Annotated in this window: 19 protein-coding genes; 5 read left to right on the top strand and 14 right to left on the bottom strand. The window is 57.8% G+C overall.

From position 1 onward, the window contains the following. Positions 1–77: 77 nt before the first annotated feature. Entirely contained in the window at positions 78–302 is a 225-nt protein-coding gene (locus NLU14_RS12065) for a hypothetical protein (protein ID WP_275706833.1), read from the bottom strand. A 150-nt stretch (positions 303–452) separates the two neighbouring features. Between NLU14_RS12065 and NLU14_RS12060 the strand changes: the two genes are divergently transcribed. Beyond that, positions 453–893: a universal stress protein gene (locus NLU14_RS12060; RefSeq protein WP_275706831.1), complete on the top strand. Its 441-nt coding sequence runs from the start codon at positions 453–455 to the stop codon at positions 891–893. Positions 894–912: 19 nt separating this feature from the next. Here NLU14_RS12060 and NLU14_RS12055 read toward each other — a convergent pair whose 3' ends face one another. Further along, a complete protein-coding gene (locus NLU14_RS12055; protein ID WP_275706829.1) occupies positions 913–1,791 on the bottom strand; it encodes an EamA family transporter in 879 nt (292 codons plus the stop codon). A gap of 122 nt (positions 1,792–1,913) precedes the next feature. Here NLU14_RS12055 and NLU14_RS12050 point away from each other — a divergent pair, with 122 nt between their 5' ends. Further along, on the top strand, positions 1,914–2,414 hold the full coding sequence (locus tag NLU14_RS12050; RefSeq protein WP_275706827.1) for an Lrp/AsnC family transcriptional regulator: 501 nt from the start codon (positions 1,914–1,916) through the stop codon (positions 2,412–2,414). Here the strand turns inward: NLU14_RS12050 and NLU14_RS12045 are convergent. The 9 genes from NLU14_RS12045 to NLU14_RS12005 all read right to left on the bottom strand — a co-directional run bounded on the left by NLU14_RS12045 (position 2,402) and on the right by NLU14_RS12005 (position 11,367). Next, the gene (locus tag NLU14_RS12045; protein WP_275706825.1) at positions 2,402–3,028 is read right to left on the bottom strand and encodes a Vgb family protein; all 627 of its coding nucleotides are present in this window, start codon (positions 3,026–3,028) and stop codon (positions 2,402–2,404) included. The genes NLU14_RS12050 and NLU14_RS12045 overlap by 13 nt on opposite strands. Before the next feature lie 36 nt (positions 3,029–3,064). Continuing rightward, positions 3,065–4,285 carry a helix-turn-helix domain-containing protein gene (locus NLU14_RS12040; protein WP_275706823.1) on the bottom strand — a complete coding sequence of 407 codons (1,221 nt, stop codon included), beginning with the start codon at positions 4,283–4,285 and terminating at the stop codon, positions 3,065–3,067. Next, positions 4,273–5,427 (bottom strand): C13 family peptidase, encoded by a 1,155-nt coding sequence (locus tag NLU14_RS12035; RefSeq protein WP_275706821.1) that lies wholly within the window; start codon positions 5,425–5,427, stop codon positions 4,273–4,275. Before NLU14_RS12035 ends, NLU14_RS12040 begins: the two co-directional genes overlap by 13 nt. Next, positions 5,424–6,188: an ABC transporter permease gene (locus tag NLU14_RS12030; RefSeq protein ID WP_275706819.1), complete on the bottom strand. Its 765-nt coding sequence runs from the start codon at positions 6,186–6,188 to the stop codon at positions 5,424–5,426. The genes NLU14_RS12035 and NLU14_RS12030 overlap by 4 nt, the downstream gene beginning before the upstream one ends. Continuing rightward, entirely contained in the window at positions 6,188–7,135 is a 948-nt protein-coding gene (locus NLU14_RS12025) for an ABC transporter ATP-binding protein (RefSeq protein WP_275706816.1), read from the bottom strand. The genes NLU14_RS12030 and NLU14_RS12025 overlap by 1 nt, the downstream gene beginning before the upstream one ends. A gap of 21 nt (positions 7,136–7,156) precedes the next feature. Further along, entirely contained in the window at positions 7,157–8,341 is a 1,185-nt protein-coding gene (locus NLU14_RS12020; RefSeq protein WP_275706814.1) for an ABC transporter permease, read from the bottom strand. 3 nt (positions 8,342–8,344) lie between these two features. Further along, the gene (osmF, locus tag NLU14_RS12015) at positions 8,345–9,268 is read right to left on the bottom strand and encodes a glycine betaine ABC transporter substrate-binding protein OsmF (protein ID WP_275706812.1); all 924 of its coding nucleotides are present in this window, start codon (positions 9,266–9,268) and stop codon (positions 8,345–8,347) included. Between the two features lie 115 nt (positions 9,269–9,383). Next, a complete protein-coding gene (locus tag NLU14_RS12010) occupies positions 9,384–10,424 on the bottom strand; it encodes an NAD(P)H-dependent flavin oxidoreductase (protein WP_275706810.1) in 1,041 nt (346 codons plus the stop codon). A gap of 70 nt (positions 10,425–10,494) precedes the next feature. After that, complete coding sequence (locus NLU14_RS12005) at positions 10,495–11,367, bottom strand: LysR family transcriptional regulator (RefSeq protein WP_275706808.1); 873 nt, start codon at positions 11,365–11,367, stop codon at positions 10,495–10,497. A gap of 99 nt (positions 11,368–11,466) precedes the next feature. Between NLU14_RS12005 and NLU14_RS23130 the strand changes: the two genes are divergently transcribed. From NLU14_RS23130 to NLU14_RS11995, 3 genes are all read left to right on the top strand, one after another. After that, positions 11,467–11,634 carry a glutathione S-transferase C-terminal domain-containing protein gene (locus NLU14_RS23130; RefSeq protein ID WP_420845063.1) on the top strand — a complete coding sequence of 56 codons (168 nt, stop codon included), beginning with the start codon at positions 11,467–11,469 and terminating at the stop codon, positions 11,632–11,634. Between the two features lie 83 nt (positions 11,635–11,717). Next, on the top strand, positions 11,718–12,107 hold the full coding sequence (locus NLU14_RS12000) for a nuclear transport factor 2 family protein (RefSeq protein WP_275706806.1): 390 nt from the start codon (positions 11,718–11,720) through the stop codon (positions 12,105–12,107). 2 nt (positions 12,108–12,109) lie between these two features. Further along, positions 12,110–12,340: a tautomerase family protein gene (locus NLU14_RS11995; RefSeq protein WP_275706804.1), complete on the top strand. Its 231-nt coding sequence runs from the start codon at positions 12,110–12,112 to the stop codon at positions 12,338–12,340. A 4-nt stretch (positions 12,341–12,344) separates the two neighbouring features. Here NLU14_RS11995 and NLU14_RS11990 read toward each other — a convergent pair whose 3' ends face one another. The 3 genes from NLU14_RS11990 to NLU14_RS11980 form a co-directional block, all read right to left on the bottom strand. Next, a complete protein-coding gene (locus NLU14_RS11990; RefSeq protein ID WP_275706802.1) occupies positions 12,345–13,322 on the bottom strand; it encodes a DMT family transporter in 978 nt (325 codons plus the stop codon). Positions 13,323–13,458: 136 nt separating this feature from the next. Next, entirely contained in the window at positions 13,459–13,776 is a 318-nt protein-coding gene (locus NLU14_RS11985; RefSeq protein ID WP_275706800.1) for an antibiotic biosynthesis monooxygenase, read from the bottom strand. Positions 13,777–13,826: 50 nt separating this feature from the next. Next, positions 13,827–14,156 carry a DHCW motif cupin fold protein gene (locus NLU14_RS11980; RefSeq protein ID WP_275706798.1) on the bottom strand — a complete coding sequence of 110 codons (330 nt, stop codon included), beginning with the start codon at positions 14,154–14,156 and terminating at the stop codon, positions 13,827–13,829. Positions 14,157–14,198: the final 42 nt, after the last annotated feature.

The following is a 14,198-nucleotide window of genomic DNA, read 5'->3' as shown; positions in this document are numbered from 1 at the left end:
TTTTTTTATAGGACGACGTATCAGGCCAATCAGGCTTCCTTCTGGAACCATAGAAGTTCGGCAGTGCGGACTATCTATCACTGCCTGACACCCAATCTGTCCAGGTAAACGTGCAGTTCCGCCTCACTGATATTGACGTACTCCACCACCCGGCCGTAGAGCATCACGGTCGGCACATTACGTCCGTTCAGCTCACGTTGGGTTTCCTGCAGGACATACAGAATGATCCGCTCCGTGCGAGTCAGGCCATCACGGGCGTCGGGGATGGTTTCCAGCAGGGTTTCAAATTCCTCCGGGGTCATTGACTGATTGCCTCTCGATTAACCACTGCCGTCACAGATTTAAAGATTCACACGGCACATCCGAACTGATGGTCTTGACCTGGGTCAACCATCAGGCATTCGCATCAATGCTATGCTGATTACACACTCAGCAAAAACGGAGATGCCGCCATGGCTAAAGTTACTCCGAGCATTGTAGTCGCTTGTGATGGTTCAAAGCAGTCCTTGCACGCGGCAAGAATGGCAGCTGAATTGGCGAAAGCCCTTGGCCATCCGCTCAAACTGCTATCCGTGTTTCCGGCTTCGAAGGCAGAGAGACTGGTTATCAGCGGGGTAAGGCCCGAAGAGCTCGAAGAAAAAGAAGAGCAGTATGGGCGGGAGGTGTTCGATGCCGCAAGAGAAGCGGTGAGTGGGAAAGCCGACCCTTCAGAAGTGGTACTTCTCAAGGGCGACCCTGCCCACGAAATCATTGAATATCTGGAAGCCAATCCCGGCACTCACCTTGTTTTGGGGAGGCGTGGCTATTCGATGGTGCGCAGCCTGACTCTGGGCAGTATCAGTGAAAAAGTCGTCAGGCATGCCACCGGGCCTATTACAGTTGTGAGTGAATAACATCAGGTAGATCAGCTACTCACCTGGCCGGCCTGTGAACGGCAATGCCGACCATCACGAGCGCCACTCCAATGAGGTCCCGAAGTGTCGGGATCTGCGCCAGCACTATGGCTGCAATAATGGTTGCAGTCGCTGGAAGAAGCGCGAGAAGCAGCGCAAAGGAAGCCCGCGGGAGCCGTGACATGGCGATCTGATCGCAAACATAAGGTATAACCGACGACGATATACCAACCCCGATCCCCGCTGCGATGAGAGTGATCGACCCGAAGGCGCGTGCGGCTTCAACGAAACCGATCGGCATGAGAATTATGAGTGCTATCGCCATGGCCGCGCCGAGTTGCTCGACACCACCGCCCGCCCCCCTTTCCGAAGCCTTATGACCCAGGACAATGTAGCCGACAAACAAGGCGGCATTGATCGTGGCCCAGAAAAGCCCCAACGGGTCGGACGCCCACTTGGCGTCAATAAGGATGAACACACCAACCACTGCCAGAACAAGCGCCAGAACGTTGCGCTTCGTACGTAACCCAAAGAGTGCTACTCCGATCGTACCGACGAATTCCATCGCCGCCACCAGGCTCATCGGAAGCTTGTCGAGCGCGAGATAAAAGGACGTGTTCATAACAGCCAGACAAACACCCAGGCCAACCAGGAAAAGCCGTGTGCGCCCGTCAGCCTGGCGGATCGTGCGCCAAGGTCTGGTAAAAGATGCAAAGACGAGAGCGGCCGACGCAATCCGGAACCATGCGACCCCGAGTACACCGACCGCCGGAAAGAGCAGAATGGCGAAGGACGGTCCCAGATAGTGGAAAGTGGCGCTCACCCCGAACCAGACATGAGGCGGCACGGCCTCGGCGGCGCGATTGAAGCCGACGGCTCCCGCAACTTTGGATGACATGCGATATCCCCCTCACCAGCAGCCTTCCTTCACCGGAATCATAATAATGGGTAGAATCAACAGATCACATGCTTAAAATATGGAATTATTATCTAAATGCTTTTAAAAACGAGGCCAAAATCATGAAACGCCTAAATTACGAAAATGGAGAGCTTGACCTAATTGATGAGACAATTCTGAGGGCACTGGTTGCCAATGCACGGACAACGAACGCCGAGCTTGCTCGTGCCGTGAATCTTTCGGCGCCCAGTGTGGCTGAACGGGTGCGACGTCTCGAAGAAGCGGGAGTGATCACCGGTTACTCCGCCAACATCTCGCCGGAAGCCATAGGGCTTCCGATCTCCGTGTGGCTGAGGGTTCGACCGGTTCCGGGACAGTTGAAGCAGGTGGCGGAACTTCTTCAGGACATTCCTGAGATCACTGAGTGCAACCGCGTGACTGGCGAAGACTGCTTCCTGGCGCGTGCCCACCTTGCGTCCGTGGCGGATATGGAGCGGGTGATTGATCTCATCATCCCATACGCCATGACGAACACGTCGATCATCCAGTCATCACCGGTCAAGCGGCGCCTGCCACCCTTACCTGCCGTCAGAACTCAACGAAGGAGTACTTACTTCGAGTAGCGTACAACTCTCAACTTCCCGCTCTGGCCTCCCCCACAGAAGAAGCGGTCACGGCCGTCGGACTCAAGCCCCGATATGCCGATACCGTGCGGCATTGCTATGCTCTTCACGACGTCACCGGTCTGGGAGTCAATGTGCCTGATCTCATTGTCGTCACCCTCCCAGGTGGCGTGCCAAAGTTCCCCGTTTATCCAGGTAACACCGGTTACATGTCGGTTGGATTCGATGCTACGCAATACGTCACCCGTCTGAGGATCCAGTTGATGAATTTTACGTTCCTGGTACTGCCCCACCCAGAGTGAACCTTCGGCCCATGCGAGCCCCGAGCTGCCATCCGGCGCGGGAATCGTTGCCAGTATCTTGCCGGTGTTCGGGTCGATCTTCTGGATTCGGCTGTCCGCAATCTGGAACAAATGGTGGCCGTCAAAAGCCGTCCCCGCTTGTGCAGAGACATTGAGGGAATCCACCGGCTTTCCGTTATCGGGATCGAGGGCGTTCAGTTTGTCACCCGACGCGAACCAGATGCGTTGTCCATCGAAGGTAACGCCATGGACCTGTTCCGCCCCGGGAAAGGGGCCATACTCGTTGAGAATTTCCGCGTTCAGTTGTTTCATGTTTCCTCTCCTGGTTGACTGAATCACGGTTCCATTCTAATGAACGGGTAGCGAACCAGGGAGTAACAAGATTGTCGCGAACCCGGCTATAGGCGGCATTGTCCAGCGGCGCATGCGCCCACACCCAAAGGAGTATACCTTGCCCTCTGTCGCCAGCGTATCAAGTGCCCGTTGCACACTGCGCTGCCCGATATTCAATGCCAATGACAGTGCGGAACTCGACCAGGATTCGCCATCGGAAAGCAGCGCGAGCAAGGCTGCGTACTTTTCCTCTACCGGCCGGGCCATAACAACGACCTCGCAGCCATCATGCGGTACCAGCACAAAACCTCGTGATGTGGCGTTCACATCTGCCTGCGCTTCCAGTAAGCCGCGAAGTCGTCCGATCTCCACCCGCAGGCGTGCACGATGCGATTCGTCGGCATGTTTCGTGCGAAACGCCCGCGCAATCAGTTCGTCACGTGGTGCCTCATTCGGCCAGGCTTCAGCCATGATACGCAGTAAGGTGAACAACACGGGGCGCGTTGCGAGGAAAACAACGTTTTCCTCGTGCTTCACGGCATGGCGGCAGGCGTCGACAACAAACGCCTTCGATTTCATCAGCGCCTCTACCTCCTCCAGAAGCAGCAACCGCTCGGTACCCAGAGTGATCAGGCGAGCAGCGGGCAAGTCCAGGAGTTCAACTTTACTTGCAACCTCGGCTGCAAGTGCCGGGATACGTGCGTCTCGCGATGCGCGTTCGGCATGCTCAAGTGCAACCCGTGCCAGCCGGGTATCAAGTCGACGCATGGCGATCCCCGCCACCATGAGTTCGTGGACGGCTCTCAATGCCGGCGATAACGAGGCGAGCTCCATGGCATTGAGTTGATGCTCGGCTTCATCGAGCCGACCGATCAATAGCAGGCGCCGGATATCAATATAACGCGCGTGCGCTGCGTTCACCCGGTCGCCATGCGCCTCAAGCACTGCGCGTGCCGCGTCGAGCTTCTTGCCGGGCCAGCCAAGATCACGGGAAGCAATCGCGATCTCCGCCTCGGCAACAATGCACTTTGCACGTGCCAATGGTTCCTGCGAGCCAAATGCCCGCGCAGCATCGCTTACCAACACCCTGGCGCGATCCAGTTCGCCGAGTTGTGCCATGGCGATGCCACGCAGCGCGAGCGCCGGTGCATCGTCACGCAGGGCGACGTAATTTAACGCAGCTAACGGGTCCCCCATCGCGAGGGCACGGCCTGCAGCCGCGATCAGCGAATCCATTCCCGCAAACTCTCACCCAGGTGCGACTGGGGATAGGACCATCTTTCCTCCTCCATGCCGATCTCCTCCTCCCAGGTCCGGATTTGCTGGTTGATCTGTTCGAACATGGCATCTGGATCAGTGAGTGACAGCCCCACACTCTGGTAGACCGCCTTGGTGAACCAGGTCATCTCCGAGTCGTCACCGCAGCCGAAGGAAGTACGGTCCTCCCGTGCGGAGGTCATGATCAGCGTGTTCTCGTCCTTGAGCGGCTCTATCCACTGGCCGGAGTAGCAGGCGGAGACCACCAGCAGTTTCCGGCGGGCGTTCAGCGGCTCCAGCATTTCCGCAAAATCCTCAGGCGACAGGTTCGGCAACTCGATACCGGGTTGCTGCAGCAACAGTTGTCCGTCTTGCATTCCGTGGCTGACCAGATGGACAACCAACAGGTCCTCCTCCGGATTCATCCGCGCATCCAATGCCTTCAGAGCCGTTTCGATGGAGGGCCGGCTGGCCAGTGGAAAGGTCTCGTAATCCCGGTGATTGAGCAGCATGATGGACCGTTTCTCCACATCAAACTGCGCTTGCAGACCGGCTTTAGCCACCTGGATATCGCGCTTGAAAACGGACTCGGTGCCATCGCCGCCCACGGCGAGAAAATAGGCGTCCGTCTCACCAGACCGTTCAGGTGCCAGGCTTTCAATCTGATTATTCAGGCGCTGACGGTCTTCAGCGAGGATTTTCTCGGTGAGGGGGGCGGGCTCTTCCGGTACAGGTTCTTCTGCGACGTATTCTTCCTGATCGACAAACTCACCATTCCTGAATTCACCCTCATAACGGCTACCGTCATCTTCGAATACGCCCTGCCCCGACATCGTTCCGTTCTGGAACTCACCCTCGTAACGCCACCCGGCCGGGGATTCGAGTTCGCCCTGGCCATGCCAGTAGCCCTCCCGGAACTGGCCGGAATAAACCATGCCATTGGCAAATTCCTGAACGCCCTCGCCGTGGAAAAGTCCGTCCTGGATGTCACCGGAATAGGTACTGCCATCTGGAAGGCGGGCATCGGGCGGTAGTAGCTGTGGGGCATCGCAGGCAGCCAGAAAAAGAATGGCGATCAGTGGCAGGGTTAGTCGCAGGGAGCGTGTTGGAACAGTGGTCATCTTGGTTTTTCGGTCCTGAGATGTTGTGTTGCTTTGAACCATGCCGAATCCCAGGTTCGCTCAATTGCCTCAAAGAGGCTATCAGTCATAAGCGCGAGCAACCCGATCAGGACCGCCCCCTGCAGCACGTAAGCTGTGTTGCCATTCACCAGCCCGGCAATCACGGGGTCGCCCAGTGTACGTGCGCCTATGGTTGAGCCGATTGCCGCGGTGGCTATGTTGATGGTAACAGAGGTTCGGATGCCGGCGAGAATAACCCTCCCGGCCAGGGGCAGTTCCACCCGTATCAAGACCTGAACCGGCGACATGCCCATGCCCAACGCGGCCTCCCTTACCGACGGGTTTATGCCTTCCAGGCCCGCCAGGGTATTGCGCAGAATCGGCAGCAAACCATAGAGGATCAACGCAAGAAGGATCGGCGCTTCACCGAAGCCGAGTACCGGCACCACCAGCGCAAGCACCGCCACGGGAGGAAAAGTCTGGCCGATGGATGCCACCTGGCTGACCAGGGGCAGGAAATCGCGGCCAAACGGACGGGTAGCGAAAATACCGCCTGCCACCGCGACGATGGTGCCAACAGCTGCAGACACAACAACCAACAGCAGGTGGTTCTGCAACAGGAACACAAAGCTTTCCCGCTCATAGATCACCCGCTGCTTGTCCGGCTGCACCCATTGGAACAACGGCTCCAACACCGGCATGCCGACACTCAGGCCGCACAGGAGCGCGGCCAGCAAAACGGCAGGTAACCAGGCGCGCATCACACGCCTTCCTGAATAATGCGTTCACGGGTGATCACGCCCGTCTCCTGCCCCTGCGCATTGAACACCGCAACCTGATGCAGGTCCTGCCAGAGCATGACAGACAAAGCCAGGCGCACGCTGTCCTCTTCCTTGATCCCCTCCATCCCGGGGGCCATCTGCTTTGGGGCTACATGGAGCGTCATCAGGTCCCGTACCGGGCGCAGGCTCATCAGTTTCAGGCCGCGATCCTGTTTACCAACGAGGTTTTCAACAAAGTCTGACGCGGGATGGCGAAGGATATTCTCCGGCGTGTCATGCTGAACGATGCGCCCCTGGTCCATCACGGCAATACGGGTGGCCAGTTTCAGGGCTTCATCGATATCGTGGGTCACGAAAACGGTGGTTTTGCGGACTTGCTTCTGGATCCGCAGCATTTCCAGTTGGAGGTTATCCCGCGTGATCGCATCCAGTGCGCCGAAAGGTTCATCCATCAGCAGAATATTTGGGTCCGCCGCCAGTGCTCGGGCAACTCCCACCCGTTGTGCCTGGCCACCGGACAACTGCTGGGGGTATTTGTGGGCGTGGGTGACCGGATCAAGGTCCAGCAATGTCATCAGCTCGTCGACTCGTTCGTCGATCCGCTTCTTGGGCCAGTTCAATAGCCGGGGCACCATGGCGATATTGCGCGCCACTGTCCAGTGGGGGAAAAGCCCCGTACCCTGGATCACATACCCCATGTTCAGCCGCAATTGTTCCGGGTTCATGGTGGCAATGTCCTCACCATCCACCAGAATCTCCCCAGCGCTAAGGGGCAACAGGCGGTTGATCATACGCAAGGTGGTGGACTTGCCGCAGCCGGAACTGCCCACCAGCACGCAAACCTCGCCGGTTTCGATGGTCAGGTTGATGCTGTCCACCGCGACGGTATCGCCGAAGCGCCGGGTTACATTCTTAAGTTCGATCATCCGGACGTTTCCTTTTCCCGATCAAGCCGTCGCCGGCGTCGGCCTGAGACTGGCCGCCAGCATTGTGAGTAACGCATCAGCCAGCAGGGCGAGCGCGATGGTGGGTAAGGCGCCGAGCAATACCAGATCCATCGCCGCCTGCCCCAGCCCCTGGAAGATAAAACTCCCGAAGCCGCCAGCGCCAATCAGGGCAGCAACCGCTGTCAGGCCGATGGCCTGAATGGTGGTGATGCGCACCCCCTCAATAATCACCGGCAGCGCCAGTGGTAACTTGAGCTGAAAAAACACCTGCCGTTCATTCATGCCCATACCCCGGGCGGCATCGGCCAGGTTTTCGGGAACGTCCGTGATAGCCACAAAGGTGTTGCGCACCATGGGCAGCAAACTGTAGGCAATCAACGCCAGCAGCGCCGGCGCCCAGCCGATACCTCGGATGCCCAACGACTGCAGCATCGGAAACGCCGAAGACAGGGCACTGAGCGGCGCGATCAGCAAACCAAACACCGCAAGGCTGGGAATGGTTTGCAGAAAACTCACAGCACCCAGCAGGGGCCGTTGCCAGGTAGGGCTGCGGATCATTTTGAGCGCCAGGGCGAACGCCAGGCCGGCACTGATCGTTACAGCGCCCAAGGCCAGGGCCAAATGAGTCCAGAGCGCCTGCTGAAACTTGTCGGAACGTGCATTGAACTCCCGCACCAGTGACAGGCTCTCCAGGCCGTCGCTTTGCAACAGCACCACCCAACTGCCACCCATCATCACCAGCAGCAGGAGCTGCAACCACCGACTGGCGCGGAGCCGGCCAAGGATCTCGATCAACATCAGGGAAAGCAGGAACAACAGGCACCAGAACCCTGCCCCGATGGACGAGCGGGCATAGGGCGAATCTTCTGGCAGATGACGTGTGGCAAACACGTCCAGCAACAGCGGCATCATTGCCAGTGACAGCCCAATCAGGCCGAGCAGGAGCCCATAACGCTGACGCAGCGGCAGGATCGACACCAGAATGGCCGCCGCCAGAACCCCGGCAACCAGCCCTGCCCCTGTCCAGCCCACCGCCGCAAGCAGGCCATGGCCGGCGCCCGGGACAATACGGTTTGGCTGGATGGTGCCCAGGTCCAGCAGCCAGACCAGCGCCAGGGCGAGTATCCCCAGCACTGGAATGACCCGATTCGGCAACGTCTGGCTTAATGGCTCGGTGATGGACAAACCTCAGTCCCGGGCCAGGGAATCCAGGTAGTCCCGGGCTACCTTCTCGGCCGGCACGCCGTTCACCGCGACCTCGCCGTTCAGGCGCTGGAGGGTTTCCAGGCTCAGGGATTCGAAGATAGGGGCCAGGACCTCACGGATCTTCGGATAGGTCTCCAGCACCTCGGCCCTCACGATAGGCGCAGGCTGGTAGACCGGTTGCACGCCCAGGGTGTCTTCCATAACTTTCAGGTCCAGGGCATCGAGGCCGCCATCGGTGCCGTAGGTCATGGCGCCATTCACATCGTTGTCATTCAGTGCAGCGGCCCGGAGCGTCGCGGCGGTGTTGCCGCCGGAGAGAACCAGCAACTGGTCGGACCCCAGCGTGAAGCCGTAGGCGTCCTGGAACGCGGGCAAGGCACTGTCGGACTCGACAAACTCGGCACTGGCCGCAAACTTGAAGGCGCCGCCTTCGTTGATATAGGCCGCCAGGTCTTCGAGTGTTTGCAGGTTGTTGTCCCGAGCCAGGTCCCCCCGCACGCTCATGGCCCAGGTGTTGTTGGCCTCGGCCGGTTCCAGCCAGATGATATTGTGTGCCTCCTTATCCAGGCTGGCTGCCTGCTGGTAGGCCTTGCCCGCATCCTTCCAGATATCCCGGTCGGCCTGGTCATGGAAGAAGGCGGCGTTGCCGGTGTATTCCGGATAGATGTCGATCTCGCCCGCCTTGATGGCATTGCGCACGATGCTGGTTGCCCCCAACTGGAGGCGATTCTCCACCGGAATGCCGGCCTCCTCCAGGGACTGCAGGATCATCTGACCCAGCACGGCACCTTCCGTATCGATCTTGGACGAAACCACCACCGGGTCCGCGGCCATGGCCGGCCCGGCGATCAGCATCAGGGTCAAAGCCGCGGCGCGGCGAAAGCGGGAAATAGGGGACACGGCCATTCCTCTCGTTTATGGGGGAATTTTGCTGTCTTTATGCTGCCGCTAAACGATAAGTTGCTTTGCCGACAGCCATTATCAGTCTATTGGATGCAGCTACGAAGACAAGTGAGCGTGCTCACTTCCCCACACCCGCCAGCTCCCGCGTAAGTATTGCCGCAGAAACCTCCCGGCAGCCACTGGTATTCTGCCCCGCCCACAAAGGCGAGAAGTCACCGCTGCCCTTGGCTTCGGCCTTTGCGCGCAAAGGAGCAATAGCGGCTGACGCCAGGGGGAAAGCCGGGGCATCGGAGCTCATCGGCCCCAGTTCACGCATTATGCGGTTCACGATACCCCGGGCCGCCCCACCGCTGAACAGATTCGTCAATGCGGTAACACGGCTGGCCTCTGATTTCAGGGCACTGCGGTGCACTGGCTTGGTCTGGGCTTCAGGGCACAATAAATACGCAGTGCCAATCTGCACTCCAGTCGCCCCAAGCGTCATCGCAGCCTGCACGCCTTTAGCGTCCGCAATACCGCCAGCGGCGATAACGGGTACCTTCACCGCCTCTACTACCTGCGGAAGCAGGGCGAAAGTGCCCATCTGGGTACTGATGTCCCTGGACAGGAAAAACCCACGATGCCCACCGGCCTCAAGCCCCTGCGCGATGATGGCGTCGACGCCCCGGGCTTCCAACCAGAGCGCTTCGTCCACCGTTGTGGCGGTCGACAGTATCTTCCCGCCCCACCCTCGTATGCGATCCATCAACTCAGGCGCAGGCAGGCCGAAGTGAAAGCTCACTACCGGCGGCCTGAACTCCGCCAGCACCTCAGCCATCTCGGCGCTGAACGGCGACCTACCCGCTTGCGAGGAGATAGTGTCGGGATCGATACCAAACTCGTCGAAATAAGGCGCAAGGGCGCGCCGCCAATGGCGCTCTGCCTCAGCATCAGGTTCAGGCGGCACATGACAGAAGAAATTGACGTTGTACGGCTTGCTGGTCTGGCTTGTCAGTGCCGTCAGTTCGTTGCGCAGACCTTCAGGGCTGAGCATGGCACAGGGCAGTGACCCAAGGCCTCCCGCGTTGGACACCGCCACGGCAAGTTCATGTTCCTGCACGCCGGCCATCGGCGCCTGGATGATGGGGAAATCAATACCGAGCATTTCCTGAATGGTCATCTTTATATCCCATGGTTAAGTATTCGTGACAGTAGCAGCGCTAAGTTCACACACTCTGGCAAGATTTCATCTACTGGGCCAGTCCCTCCCAAAGTGCATTGGCAACAACGCCGAGCGCGCCTTCCCGCCGGCGTATCACGTGTAGTTGGGAACAGCGAATCGGGTAGCTCTCCAAATTCAGCGGGACCAATACACCGGACTCCAACTCCTCGGTTATCAAATGTTCCGGTATACCGCCCCACCCCATGCCGGCGACAACAATCTCCTTTTTAGCGGCAAAATCCGACACCGTCCACCGCAAACCATCCGGCACTACGTCCCTGCTCTGGTCATACCTTCCCCTGCCGGTGCCAGCCACCACAACCTGCACATAGGGGCGCATTTCGGCATTGCTCAGCCGCTTGCGACTGCATGCCGGACCATAGTCGGGATGAGCCACCGGTATAATATTCACCATGGTGTAGGGAGTGGCAAGAACAGCCTCAGCGGCCAGCCCATCCAGAGTGGCAATGATAAGCTCGGTTTCTCCCGCCATGAGACGTTCAGCACTCCCGCCCATGGCATCGGACATCAACCGGATATCCGTGGCGGGGAACGTCTTTTTGACCTCGCCAATCACCGACAGGAGCTCGCCCAGTGGGCAGGTGGCGGTCACTGAAAGCCGCACCTCCGCTTCCTGACTGGCAGACAACTTACCAGCCAGCTCCTTCAGGGATTGCACCTGATCCAGCACAACCCGCGCCTGACGGTAAAACGCCTTACCGGCCGGAGTAAGTACAGGGCGGTAACCTTCCCGGGATAACAGACTCAGCCCGGTTTCCTCTTCCAGGCTCTTGATGGCCTGGCTTAAAGCGGGCTGGGACTTGTAGAGCGCCTCCGAAGCCTTGCGGAAGCTTCCCTGCGTGACGATGGCATCCAGCACCCGCAATTGCTCCAGCTTCATCAGCGCCCCTTAATGATCCATTTAAATTATCGTATTAATAATAACTCAATATTATATTATTCTCATTTCAAGACGTAATCTCTTCGTTGTCCAAGCCTGGTGCTTGTCACACAGAGGAGACCTACCCATGAAACTGTATTTCAAACCCGGCGCTTGCATGCCGATGGACGAGCCTACCTGTTGGGTGACGTCTTCACTGTTGCCGACGCCTATCTCTTTGTGGTTTGCAGTTGGGCCGACGTGGCCGGTATCGATCTCAAGGGTTAGCCGTCCCTGAAAGCCTTGTGGGATCGAGTGAGGGCGCGGCCGAGCGTCAAGGCCGCCATGCAGGCGGAAGGGCTGATCGCACAATGAACCCGCCCCAGCCTTATGAAGCCATCCTGGCCCTGCTCGAAACCTATTTCGAAGGGCTGTACCGGGCCGATAGCGCCATGCTCGCCACTGTGTTCCATCCTCACGCCCAGTATGTGAGCGCGATGCCAGAGGATTACCGGGCACTGTCGTTTCCCGAATACCGGCAAGTCCTGGATCAACGGGTGCCGCCCGCAAACACCGGAGAGACGCGCAAGGAGCGCATCATCTCCATCGAGACAGGAGGCAATACCCTCGCTTTCGCGAAAGTGGAAATGACCATGATGGGCCGCGAATACACCGACTTCCTGACACTGGTGTTCGACCATGGCCGGTGGGCCATCATGGCCAAAATCTTTTACTACGAAATGACAAACCAAGGAGACTGACCATGCCGTATGTCAATATCAAAGTCACCCGCGAAGGTAGGCCGGAGGGCAAAGGCCCGTCCGCTGAGCAAAAAGCGGAGCTCATCGCCGGGGCCACCGATCTGCTTGTCAGGGTGCTGGACAAAAAACCGTCCGCGACCATGGTTGTGATCGATGAAGTTGCATTGGAGGATTGGGGGATGGGCGGCCTGCCGGTGCCTGAGTATCGGGCCCGAAAAGCTCGGGACGCCTGAACTTTCAATCGACCCTCTCCGGGGGCTCTTTGAGAGTGGGCGATGCCTTACGTCGGTTGGGAAAAAGCGAGCGCCGCAAGATACCAAATAGCCGTCCGTCGATCGCAGCAAGTCCTAGCCCAATAAGACCGATGCCTCCAAAGTGTTTTGGCTCGAGTTGTTCACCGAGAATTGCAGTGCCGAGCAGCATGGCGCTGATAGGGATAAGGAAGGTTACGAGTAATAGATTCGTCGCCCCCGCTGTCGCAAGGATGCGAAAATAAACGATATAGGCGAGCGCAGTGGACAACAAGGCGAGTCCTAGAACTGCCCACCAAACCTCCATGGCGGGCAGAGGCTGGATCCAGGGCTGTTCGATCATGAGAGCTAACGGAACTAGTACTATTGCAGAGGTTGTCACTTGGCCGGTAGCCGTGATTAATGGCGAGCAATCCAGATTTCGGAAACGGCGACCGTAAATACCGGCTAATGCGTAGGAGATCGCAGCACCGATAACCGCAAGCTGGGCGAGCGTGTTAATGACAAGCCCCTCAAGGGCTTCCAAGCCAATCATGAACACAACGCCTGCAACGCCGAGTACCACCCCCGCGAGGCGTCTCCCGGTCATTTTTTCATCACTGGTTAAGTAGTGTGCGGCGACCACGGTAAAAAAGGGGGTTGAAGCATTTAGGATCGAGGCGAGACCGCTGCTGATATGTGCCTGCCCCCAGACGATTAAGCTAAACGGTACCATGTTATTAAGGAAACCCATGCCAAGAAAGGCAGACCACAACTGCCGATTTCTTGGCATCCTCAACCCCATCGCAAGAACTATGATGTTGAGCGCTAGCGCCGCCAGCCCGACGCGTAGCGCGACTATAGTGAAGGGCGCGAGGGCACCAACCGCAACCTCAACGAAAAAAAATGAGCCACCCCAGAGAACTGACAAAGCTACTATTAGGAGCCACTCTAGTAGCCCCATGGAACTATTGACTGCTTTCATTCCTCTTCTTCCTTATATTCTTGGGAATGCAGTCAATATGAAATCCTTTGGAAGGAGCGACAATCCGAATCTTGCGGTTTAATTCAAAGAATGGGGGTTAGTTTCCCTTTGACCGTATGGTGGGGCCAGCCACTCATCAATACGATAAATGCTCCCGGACTTCGTAGTGTTGGGATCGGTCATCCCAACGCGACAGAACCTCTTGAGCCTTTGCAGGAACATAGGACACGGACAGATCCTCACCAACAAACCCTTTCACGGAATCCCACGAATCGAACGTCATAATCGTAATAAATTCCACCTCATTTTCATGTGGCCGACGCAGCAGTTGAATGTCGCGATATCCGGATAGGCCCTTTGCCGCTATCCCCGGAAATATTTCCTCTTTAAGAAGCGACTCGTACGAGTCAGCGTTCGCATTCGTTGTCCAGCCGTGCCAGATTCTCTTAATCATAGCTTCGCCTCCTGTGGCAAGCCCCCGATACATCGCCTGTTTACGTGGTTTCAGTCCACGACAAACAACTTGGCCCCTTGCTCAGTCGAAGACCGATGGAGCTCAGCATTGTCTGCTACCTGGTAGCTCGATCCAGGGTGGAGAACAAAGCTGCGCCCGTCCTTCAGCTCAGTGTGGAGCTCACCTTCCAGGCAGAGCAAAATGTGCCCTTTGGCACACCAGTGATCGGCTAAGTAGCCGGGGCTGTACTCCACCATACGAACACGGATATCCCCAAAGGTGCGGGTCTGCCAGTATGCCGACCCCTGTTCCCCGGCGTGTTCAGTCTTCTCAACTTCAGACCAGTCCGTAACCCCAAAAGGTAAATCCGTAATATTCAAACTGCTTCTCCTAAAGCAAATGATGAACACCGGATCACACGA

It is taken from the genome of Marinobacter iranensis, from assembly GCF_029207565.1.
In the GTDB taxonomy this organism is placed as follows: domain Bacteria; phylum Pseudomonadota; class Gammaproteobacteria; order Pseudomonadales; family Oleiphilaceae; genus Marinobacter; species Marinobacter iranensis.
Note: the sequence above shows the minus strand (reverse complement) of the source record. Positions and strands in the feature narration are given on the sequence as shown.

What these genes read in the sequence shown, in the direction of transcription:
- NLU14_RS12065 (WP_275706833.1), bottom strand. Translation starts at nt 302, where the DNA reads ATGACCCCGGAGGAATTTGAAACCCTGCTGGAAACCATCCCCGACGCC.
- NLU14_RS12060 (WP_275706831.1), top strand. Translation starts at nt 453, where the DNA reads ATGGCTAAAGTTACTCCGAGCATTGTAGTCGCTTGTGATGGTTCAAAG.
- NLU14_RS12055 (WP_275706829.1), bottom strand. Translation starts at nt 1,791, where the DNA reads ATGTCATCCAAAGTTGCGGGAGCCGTCGGCTTCAATCGCGCCGCCGAG.
- NLU14_RS12050 (WP_275706827.1), top strand. Translation starts at nt 1,914, where the DNA reads ATGAAACGCCTAAATTACGAAAATGGAGAGCTTGACCTAATTGATGAG.
- NLU14_RS12045 (WP_275706825.1), bottom strand. Translation starts at nt 3,028, where the DNA reads ATGAAACAACTGAACGCGGAAATTCTCAACGAGTATGGCCCCTTTCCC.
- NLU14_RS12040 (WP_275706823.1), bottom strand. Translation starts at nt 4,285, where the DNA reads ATGGATTCGCTGATCGCGGCTGCAGGCCGTGCCCTCGCGATGGGGGAC.
- NLU14_RS12035 (WP_275706821.1), bottom strand. Translation starts at nt 5,427, where the DNA reads ATGACCACTGTTCCAACACGCTCCCTGCGACTAACCCTGCCACTGATC.
- NLU14_RS12030 (WP_275706819.1), bottom strand. Translation starts at nt 6,188, where the DNA reads ATGCGCGCCTGGTTACCTGCCGTTTTGCTGGCCGCGCTCCTGTGCGGC.
- NLU14_RS12025 (WP_275706816.1), bottom strand. Translation starts at nt 7,135, where the DNA reads ATGATCGAACTTAAGAATGTAACCCGGCGCTTCGGCGATACCGTCGCG.
- osmF (WP_275706812.1), bottom strand. Translation starts at nt 9,268, where the DNA reads ATGGCCGTGTCCCCTATTTCCCGCTTTCGCCGCGCCGCGGCTTTGACC.
- NLU14_RS12010 (WP_275706810.1), bottom strand. Translation starts at nt 10,424, where the DNA reads ATGACCATTCAGGAAATGCTCGGTATTGATTTCCCCATCATCCAGGCG.
- NLU14_RS12005 (WP_275706808.1), bottom strand. Translation starts at nt 11,367, where the DNA reads ATGAAGCTGGAGCAATTGCGGGTGCTGGATGCCATCGTCACGCAGGGA.
- NLU14_RS12000 (WP_275706806.1), top strand. Translation starts at nt 11,718, where the DNA reads ATGAACCCGCCCCAGCCTTATGAAGCCATCCTGGCCCTGCTCGAAACC.
- NLU14_RS11995 (WP_275706804.1), top strand. Translation starts at nt 12,110, where the DNA reads ATGCCGTATGTCAATATCAAAGTCACCCGCGAAGGTAGGCCGGAGGGC.
- NLU14_RS11990 (WP_275706802.1), bottom strand. Translation starts at nt 13,322, where the DNA reads ATGAAAGCAGTCAATAGTTCCATGGGGCTACTAGAGTGGCTCCTAATA.
- NLU14_RS11985 (WP_275706800.1), bottom strand. Translation starts at nt 13,776, where the DNA reads ATGATTAAGAGAATCTGGCACGGCTGGACAACGAATGCGAACGCTGAC.